A 14,112-nucleotide genomic window follows, 5' to 3' on the forward strand; every position below is an offset into this window, starting at 1 on the left:
AAAATTAGTCAATAACCTCACCGGTCTTTTTAGCGATGCGGTTCTTCTTTACAACCTTACCGTTCTCGTCCTTCTCAACCTTGAAGCCGATTCTGGTAGGCTTGCCCTTGTGAAGATACACAACGTTTGAGATATCAAGAGCAGCTTCGCTCTCTACAATTCCGCCGTTAGGGTTCTTTGCTGAAGGCTTCTCATGCTTTGTAACCTTATTGATACCCTCTACAACAACCTTACCGTTCTTAGGATCAACAGAAAGAACTTTGCCTTCCTTGTCGATTTCTCTACCGGCGATAACCTTTACAGTATCGCCCTTCTTAATCTTACATGTTGACATTATGGGCGCCTCCTTATAATACTTCCGGAGCAAGAGAAAGGATCTTCATGAATTTCTTCTCACGAAGCTCTCTGGCTACGGGTCCAAAAATACGTGTTCCCTTAGGCGTACCATCTTCATTGATAACAACAGCAGCGTTCTCATCAAATCTGATGTAGGAACCGTCCTTACGACGTGTCTCTTTAACAGTACGAACGACAACAGCCTTTACAACATCACCCTTCTTTACAACTCCGCCGGGTGTTGCTTCTTTAACGGAAGCAACGATAGTGTCGCCGATTCTCGCATATCTTCTTGTAGATCCACCCATAACACGGATAGTGAGAAGCTCTTTCGCACCGGTGTTATCAGCGACCTTCAGTCTACTTTCCTGCTGAATCATGATATTTCTCCTTTTTTCGTATTACTTTGCACGTTCAATAATGGATACAAGTCTCCATCTCTTATCTTTGGAGATAGGCTTTGTTTCCATGACTTTAACTGTGTCACCGATACGGCACTCATTGTTCTCGTCATGAGCCTTAAGCTTATATGTTCTCTTCACGATTTTCTTGTAAAGAGGATGCTTAACATGGTCCTCAATGGAAACTGTGATGGTCTTGTCCATCTTATCGCTTGTTACTTTTCCAACACGCGTTTTTCTTAAATTTCTTTCCACGATTATTCTCCTTTTAGATTAGGCAAAAGGCTTAGTTAGCAGCCTTAGCATTCTGTGTGATTACAGTCTGGATTCTTGCAATATTTCTTCTTACTTCTTTGATTCTTGCTGTATTATCCAACTGGTTTGTAGCGTTCTGGAATTTTAAATTAAAAAGTTCCTTCTTAGCTGATACAAGCTCTGTCTGAAGCTCATCAACAGACTTAGCCTTAAGCTCGTCTACATACTTATTTATTTTCATTTAGATACACCGCCTTCCAAATCAGCCTTTGAAACGATCTTGCATTTGCAAGGAAGCTTATGTGTCGCAAGACGAAGAGCTTCTCTAGCATCGGCCTCGGCAACTCCACCGATTTCGAACATTACACGACCGGGCTTAACAACAGCTACCCATCTATCTACTGCACCTTTACCGGAACCCATACGTGTTCCAAGAGGCTTTAATGTGATTGGTTTGTCAGGAAAAATCTTGATCCAAACATTACCACCACGCTTGATGAAACGTGTCATAGCTATACGAGCTGCCTCAATCTGGTTTGAATTGATCCAGCAAGGCTCAAGCGCAACAATTCCGTACTCACCATAAGTGATTGTAGTACCACGAGTAATTTTATGAGCCATTGAACCGCGGAACTGCTTGCGGTGCTTAACTCTCTTTGGCATTAACATTATTTATCGCTCCCTTCCTTATCTGAATTCTCACCAGCCTTGGTCGGAAGTACTTCTCCCTTGTAGATCCATACCTTAACACCAACCTTGCCGTAAGTTGTATCTGCTTCAGCAAATCCATAATCAATATCTGCTCTGAGTGTCTGAAGAGGAATAGTTCCCTCGCTGTAGAACTCTGAACGAGCGATATCAGCACCGCCGAGACGGCCTGAGCAGCATGCCTTGATACCAAGTGCATCTGTCTTCATGGTTCTGCTCATGCAAGACTTCATTGCTCTTCTGAATGATACACGGTTCTCGAGCTGCTGAGCGATGTTCTCTGCAACAAGCTGTGCATCCTTATCGGGCTTCTTGATCTCTTTGATATCAACAAGAACCTTCTTGTCTGTGAGCTTTGAAAGCTCTTTCTTGGTTACTTCGATCTCAGCACCGCCCTTACCGATAACAACACCGGGCTTAGCTGTGTAAACGATAACCTTAACTCTATCTGATGCTCTCTCGATCTCGATCTTAGAAACACCAGCTGCATATAACTTCTTCTTCAGAAATTTTCTGATATTGTAATCTTCTACAAGATTATTGGCGAAATCGCCAGATTCAGCGTACCACTTGGAATCCCAGTCAGCGATAACACCGACTCTGAGGCCATGAGGATTAACTTTCTGTCCCATTTTTCGCTTCTCCTTTCAATTATCTCTCGTCCAAAATAACAGTCAGATGGCTCATTCTCTTGTTGATTCTGTATGCTCTGCCCTGAGCTCTGGGCTGAATTCTCTTCATGATAGGGCCGTTGCTTGCAGTGCACTCAGCAACAAAGAGGTTTGCTCTGTTCATTCCCTTATTATTCTCTGCGTTAGCTACAGCACTGTTTAAGAGCTTGTAGATTACGCTTGAAGCATATCTGGGGTTGTACTGAAGGATTGCAAGTGCAGTCTCAACGTCCTTACCTCTGATAGCATCCATGACAAAGCATGCCTTCTGAACAGGTATTCTTGCGTAAGATAACTTTGCAAAAGGTCTTGTCTCTTTATTGTCACGATTTCTTTCTCTTTTGATTTTTGATCTATGCTTGATTTCCATTTCCATGGATTTGACCTCCTTTCATTGACACTTCTTAGTTAATGCTGCTCTTTCTCTCAACGGGAGAACTTCCGGCATGTCCTCTGAATGTTCTTGTGGGAACAAACTCACCAAGCTTGTGTCCAACCATATCTTCAGTAACATATACAGGAATATGCTTTCTTCCGTCATGAACAGCTATTGTGTGTCCAACAAAAGACGGGAAAATTGTAGAACGACGTGACCAAGTCTTAACTATCTGCTTCTGGCCCTCTGCGTTCATAGCATCTATCTTCTTGAGCAGGCTTGCGTCTGCAAAAGGTCCCTTTTTAAGTGATCTAGACATTTTATTCCTCCTTATTTGATGGCTTTACCGTTTCTTCTTCTTACGATCAGCTTGTTTGAAGCCTTCTTAGCCTTACGTGTCTTGTAACCAAGAGCAGGCTTGCCCCAAGGTGTGCAAGGGCCAGAACGTCCAATAGGTGCTCTACCTTCACCACCTCCGTGAGGATGGTCGTTAGGGTTCATAACAGAACCACGAACTGTAGGTCTGATACCCATGTGACGGATTCTTCCGGCTTTACCATAGTTAATAAGGTTGTGATCACCGTTTCCTACAACACCGATTGTTGCTCTGCACTCGATAGGAACCATTCTCATCTCGCCTGAAGGAAGACGAAGTGTTGCGTACTTACCTTCTTTAGCCATGAGCTGTGCAGCGTTTCCGGCTGAACGAACCATCTGGCCGCCCTTTCCGGGATAAAGCTCAATGTTGTGTACGTTTTCACCGACGGGAATTGCTGAAAGAGGAAGGCAGTTACCAACTCTGATCTCAGCGTTAGCGCCGTTCATAACTTTCATTCCGTCTGTAAGACCGTTAGGTGCAAGGATGTATGCTTTTGTTCCATCCTCGTACTGAATAAGTGCGATATTAGCAGATCTGTTAGGATCGTACTCGATACCGATAACTGTTGCAGTCATATCGTCCTTATTTCTCTTGAAATCTATAATTCTGTACTTAACTCTGCCGCCGCATCCACGATGTCTAACAGTGATCTTACCCTGGTTGTTACGTCCGGCCTTGCTGTTCTTAGAAACAACGAGTGATCTCTCGGGAGTCTTCTTTGTGATCTCTGAGAAATCTGAACCGGTCATATTTCTTCTGGATGGGGTATATGGGCCGTATTTCTTAATTCCCATGATATTTTCTCCTTTTTTGTTTATCACGTGCATGGTGCTTGTCGCACTTGAATCCCGGACTTAAGTTGGATTCGCACGTATAGTTTATAGTCGTCTAAAAATTAAAGTCCCTGGAAGATTTCGATGTCCTTGCTGTCATCAGTTAACTGAACGATCGCTTTCTTAGTCTTAGCTGTGAAGCCGATTGTCATTCCACGTCTCTTCTTCTTGCCGTTGGCATTGAGAGTGTTAACCTTAGCAACTTTTGTTCCTTCGAACATCTTCTCTACAGCTTCCTTGATCTGTGTCTTGTTTGCTTCAGGATTTACAAGGAAAGTGTACTTCTTCTCGCTCATACCTGCCATGCTCTTCTCAGTAATTACAGGCTTAAGGATTACGTCATAATACTGTAATGCTGCCATTAGCAATACACCTCCTCTATCTTAGCTACTGCGTCCTTTGTAAGAACGAGTGTCCTAGCGTTTACGATATCATAAACATTAAGTGTGTTTGTAAGTGTTGTGTTAGCCTCTGCAAGGTTTCTTGCTGAAAGAACTACGTTCTTGTCATTGTCTGCAAGAACTACAAGAGCCTTACGTGTAGCCTTGAGGTTGTTCATAACCTCTGCGAACTTCTTAGCCTTGATCTCATCGAACTTAAGCTCGTCAACTACGATGATGTTGTTGTTCTGAGCCTTATCTGTAAGAGCAGACTTAAGAGCAGCTCTCTTCTCTTTCTTGTTCATCTTGAAAGAGTAATCTCTCGGAACGGGAGCAAATACAACTCCGCCGCCCTTCCACTGAGGAGCTCTGATAGATCCCTGTCTAGCATGACCTGTTCCCTTCTGTCTCCAAGGCTTTCTTCCGCCTCCTGAAACTTCAGAACGTGTCTTTGCTTTCTGTGTACCCTGGCGCTTGTCAGCGAGCTGCTGAAGAACTGCCATGTGTACGAGATGTTCATTTACTTCAACTCCGAAGATAGCATCGCTTAAATCAAGCTTACCAACTTCTTTGCCTTCCATATTGTAAACAGATACATTAGCCATCTGTATGGTCCTCCTTTCGTGTTCTATTATCCGATAACCTTAACGGTTTCCTTGATGGTAACAAGTCCCTTCTTAGGTCCGGGAATAGCGCCCTTTACAAGAATAAGGTTCTTGTCTGCGTCTACTCTAACAACCTCAAGATTCTGAACTGTTACTTTCACACTACCCATGTGACCGGGCATTCCCTTACCCTTAAATACGCGGCTGGGATCTGAAGATGAACCATTAGAACCCTGATGACGGTGGAATTTGGAACCGTGAGCCATGGGTCCTCTGTGCTGACCATTCTTCTTGATGGCGCCCTGGAATCCTTTTCCCTTTGAAATTGCTGTAGCGTCGATCTTGTCGCCTTCAGCAAATACATCAGCCTTGATCTCTGCACCAAGCTCATACTCTGCAGCGTTCTCAAGCTTGAACTCTCTTACATATCTCTTGCAAGAAACTCCTGCCTTCTTGAAGTGACCCTGCTCAGCCTTGGTAGCACCGTGGCGATGATAAATTGTCTTGTTTCCGTTCTTGTCCTTGTTAACAACCTTTTCCTTCTTGTCAACAAAGCCAACCTGGACAGCGCTGTAACCGTCGTTCTCAACAGTCTTGATCTGTGTAACAACACAAGGTCCTGCCTGAAGAACTGTTACAGGAACGAGTGAACCGTCCTCTTTGAAGATCTGAGTCATTCCGACTTTTGTAGCTAAAATAGCCTTCTTCATGTTTTTACCTCCTTATTACGTCTACAGCGGATGCTTACTTCATTCGCAATGTCGCTTCAATTGTTCCGCAACGTTTTGAACAATTCTCCAGTTATCACGGCATCATGCGTCTCGCATCATACTAGTAGAGGTTTAAAATAAATAGTTACTTTATTAGATAATGTAATACTTCTTATATGTATTACTTCATCTTGATGTTAATGTTTACACCTGCAGGCATCTCGAGTCTCTGAAGAGCCTCTACTGTCTTGGAAGTAGGTGTAATGATATCGATAAGTCTCTTGTGTGTTCTCTGCTCGAACTGCTCTCTTGAATCCTTATACTTATGAACAGCTCTTAAGATAGTAACAACTTCCTTCTTTGTAGGAAGGGGAACAGGTCCGCTTACCTGAGAACCGTTCTTCTTGACTGTCTCGATGATCTTCTTGGCAGATGCATCAACAAGCTGATGATCATATGCCTTAAGTGTAATTCTCATTACCTGATTTGCCATAAAAAAAGTCGCCTCCTTTTCGCACTTTTGAATTAAGTACGACAAGCGGTGACTGTACACTCTCCCGTGTGTGTCCTAAGCAATAAACCAAATTAAAGCTGTAAAACTTCTACACGTCGTTTCTGCCTTGGGTTAGTCGGCAGACTTAAATTACTGTACAGTGACTTGTCGTCAGTTTGTTTGGCTGCTCGGCAGCCTCTAGACATTCGCTCCACGGAAAACCTGCTTAACTGGATAAAGCAGCAACCTCACGCTTCATAGCTATCATGTCACAGCGTCTTATACTATAAAACATTTTTCCGATATATGCAACCTCTTTTTATAAATTAATCACTTTAATCGCAAAATCAATGTTTTTTGCCCATTTTACTTGATCTATTTTAATCTCTTTTGCCATTTCATTGGAATGACGGTAATTATCGTGATATCATTCACGATGGACATGAGTTAGAATCATATTATATATAGGTAAAAAGACATTGTTCATAATATAAACAGAAAGGCACTAAGATATGTGGATTGCAGACGGATGGAAAGATTATGAGGTCATCGATACCTCAAGCGGCGAGAAGCTCGAAAGATGGGGCGACTACCTGCTTGTAAGACCGGATCCTCAGGTAATATGGAACACTGAAAAGAAACACTTCGGATGGAAGAAGCCCAACGGACATTATCACAGAAGCAATAAAGGCGGCGGCGAGTGGGAGTTCCACAAGCTTCCGGAGGAATGGACTATTAATTATAAGGATCTTACTTTTAATCTTAAGCCCTTCAGCTTCAAGCATACGGGTCTTTTCCCGGAGCAGGCTGCAAACTGGGATTGGTTTTCTTCTTTAATAAAGAAGGCCGATCGCCCGATCAAGGTTCTCAACCTCTTTGCTTATACGGGAGGCGCCACTGTATCGGCCGCCAAAGCCGGTGCAAGCGTCACACACGTTGACGCTGCCAAGGGCATGGTAGCTTGGGCAAAAGAGAATGCGGCTTCCTCAGGTCTTGCCGATGCCCCCATCAGATATCTCGTAGATGACTGCGTTAAATTCGTAGAAAGAGAAATAAGAAGAGGAAACAAATATGACGGCATAATAATGGATCCTCCTTCTTACGGAAGAGGACCCAAAGGTGAGATCTGGAAGATTGAGGAATCTGTTTTTCCTTTTATTCAGCTTACGAGTAAGCTCCTTTCGGATAATCCTCTTTTCTTCCTTATAAATTCGTATACAACCGGTTTACAGCCCGCAGTTCTTTCATACATGCTTCATACTGTTCTTGATCCGATACATCCCGGAACAATTGAAGCAAATGAGATCGGTCTTCCGGTTAAAAACAACGGTCTCGTTCTTCCCTGCGGCGCAAGCGGAAGATGGACAGCTAAATAATTATTCTTCGCTTGCATCGATCTTTTCTCGTATCTGCTGCATTCTAAGATCGAGCTGATTTATAAGATCTGCGCTAAACTTAAGATCATCGGAAATCACATCCTGGTTTTCGATGTTCTTTTTATATTTCATCTTGTGTTCAAGACTTGCCCAGAAGTCCATTGCGATTGTTCTGAACTGAACTTCCACCTTCATAAACTCTTTTTCCTGAGTTAAGAATATAGGAACCTCGATAATAAGGTGTAAGCTCCTGTAACCGCTCTTCTTGGGCTTTTCAATGTAATCTTTTTTCTGTATTACCTCAATGTCATCCTGCTTGGCAAGGCAATCGGCGAGCATGTAAATGTCATCGACAAACGAGCAAATGACTCTTATACCTGCGATGTCCGATATGTTCTTTTTTATATTATCCAGTGAAAAATCAAGTCCTTTTGCCTCCAACTTGTTGTAGATACTCATTGGAGTCTTTATTCTCATCTTGATCGCCTCAAAAGGGTTTCTGTTGTTTCGAAGCGAAAGCTCTTTGTTGAGTACATCCAGCTTGGTCCTGACTTCCGACAAAGCACAATCATATTTCATCATCAGAAGCTGAAAATCTTTATACTGATCTTTCATTTTGAGAAGATTCTCGAGATCACTGTGTGTGATACTCCCATCTCCCCCCTGCTTAGCAAAATCTATCTTGGAATAGTCGACGTGTTTTACTGCCATAGACTTCACTCCTTTTCTTGTAGTTCTCGTAAGTTCAGTATAGCAGCAAGCCTTAAACATTCTATGAACTAATTATAAAAATACTACTAATCTTGCGTGTTTTTAGGCGTTTGAACACATTTTACACTTGATTATCTATGGAAGCTCCTTTTACATCATTGGATAAAAGACTCAGCTTATTGAGGATGTTGGTTATCTCAATGTTGACATCTTCCTGCACGTCTTCAAGCGACCTTTCCTCTGTGATAACCACTTTCTTATAATTATCGGGATTATTCTCCTCTGCCTCCGCGCGTTCTCTTCTGGCTATTGCTCTCTTAGCATCGGCGCCGGTTGTATGTCCGAGTTCTGTTCTATCTTTTATATTCTCGATAAGTTCCTGCAACTGAGCCTCTTTCTCCAGCTTCTTGGCTTCTTTCTTCTTTTCCTCTTTCTTCTCTTCTGCAGCTTCCTTGGCTTCCTCTTCGCGCTCTTTCTGCTCTTCATCGATATTCTCGACTGCGTCGCTTGTCAAAAGAGCTATCGCTTCCTTAGTGGATGCGTCCATAATATTATCAGCTTCCTTTTGGGCATCGAGCATATCATTGGATTTAAGGCGTTCTCTCTTGATGTCCGCATAGCCGCAGACGAGTGATGCCATCTTATTCTCTATATCCCTCATTTCTTTTGTTTTATCTTGGTCCGAAGAGACATAGTACAATGCTTTCTTCTGAAACTCAGTTAGATTGTTATATTCATCTAAAGAAAGCTGAGTATCGGGATCAGTACTCCGTGCTCTCTCGGCGTACCCCTCAAGTTCAATATACTCTCTACTTGTAGGTTCAACCCCATATTCAGACATGAGCTCTTTGAGCATGGCATTGTCCGCTTTGTGCTGCTCTTTCATTTCATTTAATTCTTCAGAAAGGGATTTTATCTGATCCTTTATTGACTGCATTTGAGCATCAAGCTTCTTCTCTCCGTCAAATGCATCCGCTACGATCTTAAGCGCATTCTTTTTAGCAAAGTCCTGACGCTGCTCAAGCAAGCTCTGAATCTTGAGATTGGCTCCTGACACAGAAACATTCTTCCCTTTGTCACTTGTTTTGACTTTGTCGGGATCGATCGGCTCCTGTGAGGGATAAAGATTATTCTGAACATCCGTGTTCTGTTGTATACGCATAAGGTTCCTCCTGTGTTAGTGATAAATATGTATAGTTATCCTTATATCGTATATATCGGTTTAAACTCGGTGAATGTTTATAGAAAAAGCAAATAAAAAAGAGCTCCGGGCACAAGGCTCGAAGCTCTTTATATTTGCATTTAGCTAAAAGCTAGAAGGTAGATCACTCTACGATTGTAGCAACCTTACCTGATCCAACTGTACGTCCACCCTCACGGATAGCGAACTTAAGACCCTGCTCCATAGCGATGGGGTGAATAAGCTCGATAGACATTGTTACGTGGTCACCAGGCATGCACATCTCAACACCATCGGGAAGGTTGCAGACACCTGTAACGTCAGTTGTTCTGAAGTAGAACTGAGGTCTGTAGTTTGTGAAGAAAGGTGTATGACGGCCACCCTCGTCCTTAGTAAGAACGTAAACCTCAGCAGTGAACTTTGTATGGCAAGTTACTGTGCCGGGCTTTGTGATAACCTGACCTCTCTGGATACCTTCACGGTCAACACCACGAAGAAGAAGACCTACGTTGTCACCAGCCTCGCAGTAATCCATTGTCTTACGGAACATCTCGATACCTGTTACAACAGACTTAGATGTCTCTTCCTTGATACCAACGATTTCGATTTCGTCGTTGAGGTTAAGTGAACCTCTCTCTACTCTACCAGTAGCAACTGTTCCACGTCCTGTGATTGTGAATACGTCCTCAACAGGCATAAGGAAAGGCTTATCTGTCTCACGAGTAGGCTCAGGGATGTACTCGTCAACTGTGTTCATGAGCTCAACGATCTTGTCGCCCCACTCGCACTTAGGATCCTCAAGAGCCTTAAGAGCTGAACCACGGATGATAGGTGTGTCATCTCCGGGGAACTCATACTCTGTAAGAAGGTCTCTGATCTCCATCTCAACGAGGTCAAGAAGCTCAGGATCATCAACCATATCACACTTGTTCATGAATACGATGATGTAAGGAACACCAACCTGACGAGCAAGAAGAACGTGCTCCTTAGTCTGTGCCATAACACCGTCAGTAGCAGCAACAACGAGGATAGAACCATCCATCTGAGCTGCACCAGTGATCATGTTCTTTACATAGTCAGCGTGGCCAGGGCAGTCAACGTGTGCATAGTGTCTCTTCTCTGTCTCATACTCGATGTGTGCAGAGTTGATTGTGATACCTCTCTCCTTCTCTTCGGGAGCCTTATCAATCTGATCAAATGCAACTGCAGGGCTGAATCCTCTGTCAGCAAGTACTGCTGTGATTGCAGCTGTAAGAGTTGTCTTACCATGGTCAACGTGTCCGATTGTACCAATGTTAACGTGTGGTTTGCTTCTGTCAAACTTAGCTTTTGCCATTTCTAAATATCCTCCTTAGGTTAAATGTTAATCAACATTTACATACATAATTTAACCGACTACATCGATTATATTAAAACTTCGGCGTTTTATCAATAATTATTTCGCCTTATTTGTAAGAACTTTCTCCTGAACGTTCTTAGGAACGGGCTCATACTTCTCAAAGAACATTGAGTAGTTACCACGACCCTGAGTTCTTGAACGAAGGTCTGTAGCGTATCCGAACATCTCAGCAAGAGGAACATAAGCTCTTACGATCTTACCGCCGCCGAGATCGTCCATACCTTCTACACGTCCACGACGTGAGTTTACATCACCGATAACGTCACCCATGTATTCCTCGGGCATAGTTACCTCAACCTTCATGATAGGCTCAAGAAGAACAGGTGCACCCTTCTGCATAGCATCCTTGAACGCCATAGATCCGGCGATGTGGAATGCCATTTCTGAAGAGTCGACTTCGTGATATGATCCGTCGTATACAGTAGCGTGTACACCTACAACAGGATATCCACCAAGTGTTCCGGCCTTCATAGCCTCTTCGATACCTTCGCTGATAGGCTGGATGAATTCCTTAGGAATAGCACCGCCGACAACTTCGCTATCGAACTGGTAAAGATTGTCTCCGTTGGCATCCATGGGCTCGAAACGAACTTTACAATGTCCGTACTGTCCACGTCCACCGGACTGCTTAGCATATTTAGACTCAATATCAACTGCCTTTGTAAGTGCCTCTCTATATGCAACCTGAGGAGCACCAACGTTAGCCTCAACCTTGTACTCACGAAGAAGTCTGTCTACGATAATGTCAAGGTGAAGCTCACCCATTCCGGCAATGATTGTCTGACCTGTCTCAGAGTTAGTGTGAGCTCTGAATGTAGGATCTTCTTCAGCAAGCTTCTGAAGAGCCTCGTCAAGCTTCTGCTGACCGGCCTTAGTCTTAGGCTCGATAGCAAGCTCGATAACAGGATCAGGGAATTCCATAGACTCAAGGATAACAGGATTCTTCTCATCGCAAAGTGTGTCACCTGTTACAGTGTTCTTAAGTCCAACTGCAGCAGCGATATCACCTGAGTAAACCTTATCAAGGTCTGATCTCTTGTTAGCGTGCATCTGAAGAATACGTCCAAGACGTTCCTTATTATCTTTTGAGCTGTTAAGTACATATGAACCTGAGTTTGCTGTACCACGATATACACGGAAGAATGCAAGCTTTCCTACGAAAGGATCGCTGACAATCTTGAATGCAAGGGCTGCAAAAGGTCCATTATCTGTTGACTCAATCTCAACTTCGTTGCCATCCATGTCTGTACCCTTACAAGCAGGGATATCAACAGGTGAAGGCATGAATTCGATAACTGCGTCGATAAGTTTCTGGATACCTCTGTTCTTGTGCGCTGAACCGCAGCAAACAGGGAATGCTCTACATTCGCAAGTAGCCTTACGAAGTGCAGCCTTGAGCTCCTCCTTAGAAGGCTCGTTACCCTCAAGGTACTCCATCATAAGATCTTCATCAAGATCGCAGATCTTCTCAACGAGTTCGCCATGATAAAGCTCAGCGTCGTCCTTAAGGTCAGCGGGGATCTCACCGATAGTAACATCCTCACCCTTATCGTCGTTGTAGATGTATGCCTGCATCTCGAAAAGGTCGATAACACCCTGGAACTGATCCTCAGCTCCGATAGGAATCTCGATCATAATAGCATTTTTCTTAAGTCTGTTACGGATCTGCTCAACTGCTCCGTAGTAGTTTGCTCCGATGATATCCATCTTGTTGATGAATGCCATACGAGGAACATTAAATCCGTCAGCCTGACGCCAAACGTTCTCAGACTGAGGCTCAACACCTTCCTTAGCACTGAATACGCCTACAGCGCCGTCAAGTACTCTAAGTGAACGCTCAACCTCAACGGTGAAGTCTACGTGGCCGGGTGTATCAATGATGTTGATACGGTGCTCAAGAGCGCCGGGCTTAGTCTTACCGTTTTCCTGAAGTGTCCAGTGGCATGTTGTAGCTGCGGATGTGATTGTGATACCTCTTTCCTGCTCCTGTTCCATCCAGTCCATGGTAGCAGTACCTTCATAGGTCTCACCAATCTTATAGTTTACACCGGTATAGTAAAGAATACGCTCTGTAAGAGTAGTCTTACCTGCGTCGATATGAGCCATGATACCGATGTTCCTGGTTCTCTCCAATGGGTATTGTCTATCAGCCAAAGGTTCTTCCTCCTAAAAATCTGAAATCTCACCAGATTAGAATCTGTAGTGTGAGAATGCCTTGTTTGCTTCTGCCATCTTGTGCATGTCTTCTTTTCTCTTTACAGCTGCACCAGTGTTATTGTATGCATCCATAATCTCTGAAGCGAGTCTGTCTACCATAGTCTTCTCGCCTCTTGCACGTGAGAAAGTTACAAGCCAACGAAGTGCAAGAGCCTGACGTCTGTCTGGTCTAACCTCAATAGGAACCTGGTATGTAGCACCACCAATACGTCTTGCTTTTACTTCGAGAGCGGGCATGATGTTATTCATAGCTCCCTCGAAAATTTCAAGAGCGGGCTTTCCACCCTTCTCTTCTACCTGTGCAAATGCACCATATACGATCTTCTGAGCAACGCCCTTCTTACCATCGAGCATTACCTGGTTAACAAGCTTGGTTACAACCTTGTTATCGTATAAAGGATCTGCTAATACGTCACGTTTTACAATATGTCCTTTACGCGGCACGGTTCTTCCCTCCTTTAGAATTGCTAAAATCAACGGTACTCACTAATTTAGTGTACGTGCGGTTTCTTTACTACTTAATATATAGAATAGAACACCAACACTTTAAAATTAGATCTGTTACTTAAAATAAATTACTTGGCAGCCTTAGGCTTCTTAGCGCCATACTTAGAACGAGCCTGTTTTCTGTCGGCTACACCTGCAGTATCAAGAGTACCTCTGATAATGTGATACCTTGTACCAGGGAGATCCTTAACTCTTCCGCCACGGATAAGAACAACGCTATGCTCCTGAAGGTTGTGACCTTCTCCGGGAATGTAGCTTGTTACCTCAATACCGTTAGAAAGACGTACTCTGGCGATTTTTCTCAGAGCAGAGTTAGGCTTCTTAGGGGTTGCAGTCTTAACAGCTGTGCAAACACCACGCTTCTGAGGAGAAGCTGTTGCAGTTGCCTTCTTGTGAAGAGAGTTAAAACCCTTCTGCAACGCAGGTGCTGTAGACTTCTTTACAGATGTCTGACGACCCTTTCTAACTAACTGGTTAAATGTTGGCATTCCTTTTACCTCCTATTTTGATAAGAAAAACTAATATAAAAAGCGAGTTCATAACCCGCGATTTATAGCATAAAACAAAAGGGCATA

General features: G+C 43.5%; 20 protein-coding genes. 1 reads left to right on the forward strand and 19 read right to left on the reverse strand.

Annotated elements, in window-relative coordinates; all coding sequences use genetic code 11:
- Positions 1-4 precede the first annotated feature (4 nt).
- From rplX to rpsJ, 13 genes are all read right to left on the reverse strand, one after another.
- Positions 5-334 (reverse strand): 50S ribosomal protein L24, encoded by a 330-nt coding sequence (gene rplX / locus D6853_RS07410; protein WP_120657374.1) that lies wholly within the window; start codon positions 332-334, stop codon positions 5-7.
- 13 nt (positions 335-347) lie between these two features.
- Complete coding sequence (gene rplN / locus D6853_RS07415; protein ID WP_013280006.1) at positions 348-716, reverse strand: 50S ribosomal protein L14; 369 nt, start codon at positions 714-716, stop codon at positions 348-350.
- Positions 717-737: 21 nt separating this feature from the next.
- The gene (rpsQ, locus tag D6853_RS07420) at positions 738-992 is read right to left on the reverse strand and encodes a 30S ribosomal protein S17 (protein WP_013280005.1); all 255 of its coding nucleotides are present in this window, start codon (positions 990-992) and stop codon (positions 738-740) included.
- A 31-nt stretch (positions 993-1,023) separates the two neighbouring features.
- Entirely contained in the window at positions 1,024-1,233 is a 210-nt protein-coding gene (rpmC, locus tag D6853_RS07425; RefSeq protein WP_092247222.1) for a 50S ribosomal protein L29, read from the reverse strand.
- Positions 1,230-1,661 (reverse strand): 50S ribosomal protein L16, encoded by a 432-nt coding sequence (gene rplP, locus D6853_RS07430; RefSeq protein WP_092247225.1) that lies wholly within the window; start codon positions 1,659-1,661, stop codon positions 1,230-1,232. The genes rpmC and rplP overlap by 4 nt, the downstream gene beginning before the upstream one ends.
- Complete coding sequence (rpsC, locus tag D6853_RS07435) at positions 1,661-2,332, reverse strand: 30S ribosomal protein S3 (protein WP_022778093.1); 672 nt, start codon at positions 2,330-2,332, stop codon at positions 1,661-1,663. The genes rplP and rpsC overlap by 1 nt, the downstream gene beginning before the upstream one ends.
- A gap of 19 nt (positions 2,333-2,351) precedes the next feature.
- Positions 2,352-2,747, reverse strand: coding sequence for a 50S ribosomal protein L22 (gene rplV / locus D6853_RS07440; protein ID WP_442857313.1), 396 nt, complete (start codon positions 2,745-2,747; stop codon positions 2,352-2,354).
- A gap of 28 nt (positions 2,748-2,775) precedes the next feature.
- The gene (gene rpsS, locus D6853_RS07445) at positions 2,776-3,066 is read right to left on the reverse strand and encodes a 30S ribosomal protein S19 (RefSeq protein WP_092247228.1); all 291 of its coding nucleotides are present in this window, start codon (positions 3,064-3,066) and stop codon (positions 2,776-2,778) included.
- 11 nt (positions 3,067-3,077) lie between these two features.
- Complete coding sequence (gene rplB, locus D6853_RS07450; protein WP_120657375.1) at positions 3,078-3,920, reverse strand: 50S ribosomal protein L2; 843 nt, start codon at positions 3,918-3,920, stop codon at positions 3,078-3,080.
- A 101-nt stretch (positions 3,921-4,021) separates the two neighbouring features.
- Positions 4,022-4,321, reverse strand: a complete 300-nt coding sequence (gene rplW, locus D6853_RS07455) for a 50S ribosomal protein L23 (protein ID WP_120657376.1) — start codon at positions 4,319-4,321, stop codon at positions 4,022-4,024.
- Positions 4,321-4,944 (reverse strand): 50S ribosomal protein L4, encoded by a 624-nt coding sequence (gene rplD, locus D6853_RS07460; protein WP_120657377.1) that lies wholly within the window; start codon positions 4,942-4,944, stop codon positions 4,321-4,323. Before rplD ends, rplW begins: the two co-directional genes overlap by 1 nt.
- Positions 4,945-4,970: 26 nt before the next feature.
- Complete coding sequence (gene rplC / locus D6853_RS07465) at positions 4,971-5,654, reverse strand: 50S ribosomal protein L3 (RefSeq protein WP_092247238.1); 684 nt, start codon at positions 5,652-5,654, stop codon at positions 4,971-4,973.
- 181 nt (positions 5,655-5,835) lie between these two features.
- Entirely contained in the window at positions 5,836-6,147 is a 312-nt protein-coding gene (gene rpsJ, locus D6853_RS07470) for a 30S ribosomal protein S10 (RefSeq protein WP_013279995.1), read from the reverse strand.
- A gap of 512 nt (positions 6,148-6,659) precedes the next feature.
- On the opposite strand from rpsJ, the gene D6853_RS07475 reads away from it, so the two are divergent.
- Positions 6,660-7,523: a class I SAM-dependent methyltransferase gene (locus D6853_RS07475; RefSeq protein WP_120657378.1), complete on the forward strand. Its 864-nt coding sequence runs from the start codon at positions 6,660-6,662 to the stop codon at positions 7,521-7,523.
- Here the strand turns inward: D6853_RS07475 and D6853_RS07480 are convergent, their stop codons facing one another.
- The 6 genes from D6853_RS07480 to rpsL all read right to left on the reverse strand — a co-directional run bounded on the left by D6853_RS07480 (position 7,524) and on the right by rpsL (position 14,025).
- Positions 7,524-8,234 (reverse strand): GTP pyrophosphokinase, encoded by a 711-nt coding sequence (locus tag D6853_RS07480; RefSeq protein ID WP_120657379.1) that lies wholly within the window; start codon positions 8,232-8,234, stop codon positions 7,524-7,526.
- Positions 8,235-8,355: 121 nt separating this feature from the next.
- The gene (locus D6853_RS07485) at positions 8,356-9,396 is read right to left on the reverse strand and encodes a hypothetical protein (protein WP_120657380.1); all 1,041 of its coding nucleotides are present in this window, start codon (positions 9,394-9,396) and stop codon (positions 8,356-8,358) included.
- A 163-nt stretch (positions 9,397-9,559) separates the two neighbouring features.
- Complete coding sequence (gene tuf / locus D6853_RS07490; protein WP_120657381.1) at positions 9,560-10,750, reverse strand: elongation factor Tu; 1,191 nt, start codon at positions 10,748-10,750, stop codon at positions 9,560-9,562.
- A 99-nt stretch (positions 10,751-10,849) separates the two neighbouring features.
- Positions 10,850-12,967 (reverse strand): elongation factor G, encoded by a 2,118-nt coding sequence (gene fusA / locus D6853_RS07495; RefSeq protein WP_120657382.1) that lies wholly within the window; start codon positions 12,965-12,967, stop codon positions 10,850-10,852.
- 36 nt (positions 12,968-13,003) lie between these two features.
- Positions 13,004-13,474, reverse strand: coding sequence for a 30S ribosomal protein S7 (gene rpsG / locus D6853_RS07500; RefSeq protein ID WP_026515646.1), 471 nt, complete (start codon positions 13,472-13,474; stop codon positions 13,004-13,006).
- Between the two features lie 131 nt (positions 13,475-13,605).
- On the reverse strand, positions 13,606-14,025 hold the full coding sequence (gene rpsL / locus D6853_RS07505) for a 30S ribosomal protein S12 (protein WP_092247259.1): 420 nt from the start codon (positions 14,023-14,025) through the stop codon (positions 13,606-13,608).
- Positions 14,026-14,112: the final 87 nt, after the last annotated feature.

Origin of the sequence: Butyrivibrio sp. X503, from assembly GCF_003625475.1 — a bacterium.
Classification (GTDB): Bacteria; Bacillota; Clostridia; order Lachnospirales; family Lachnospiraceae; genus Butyrivibrio.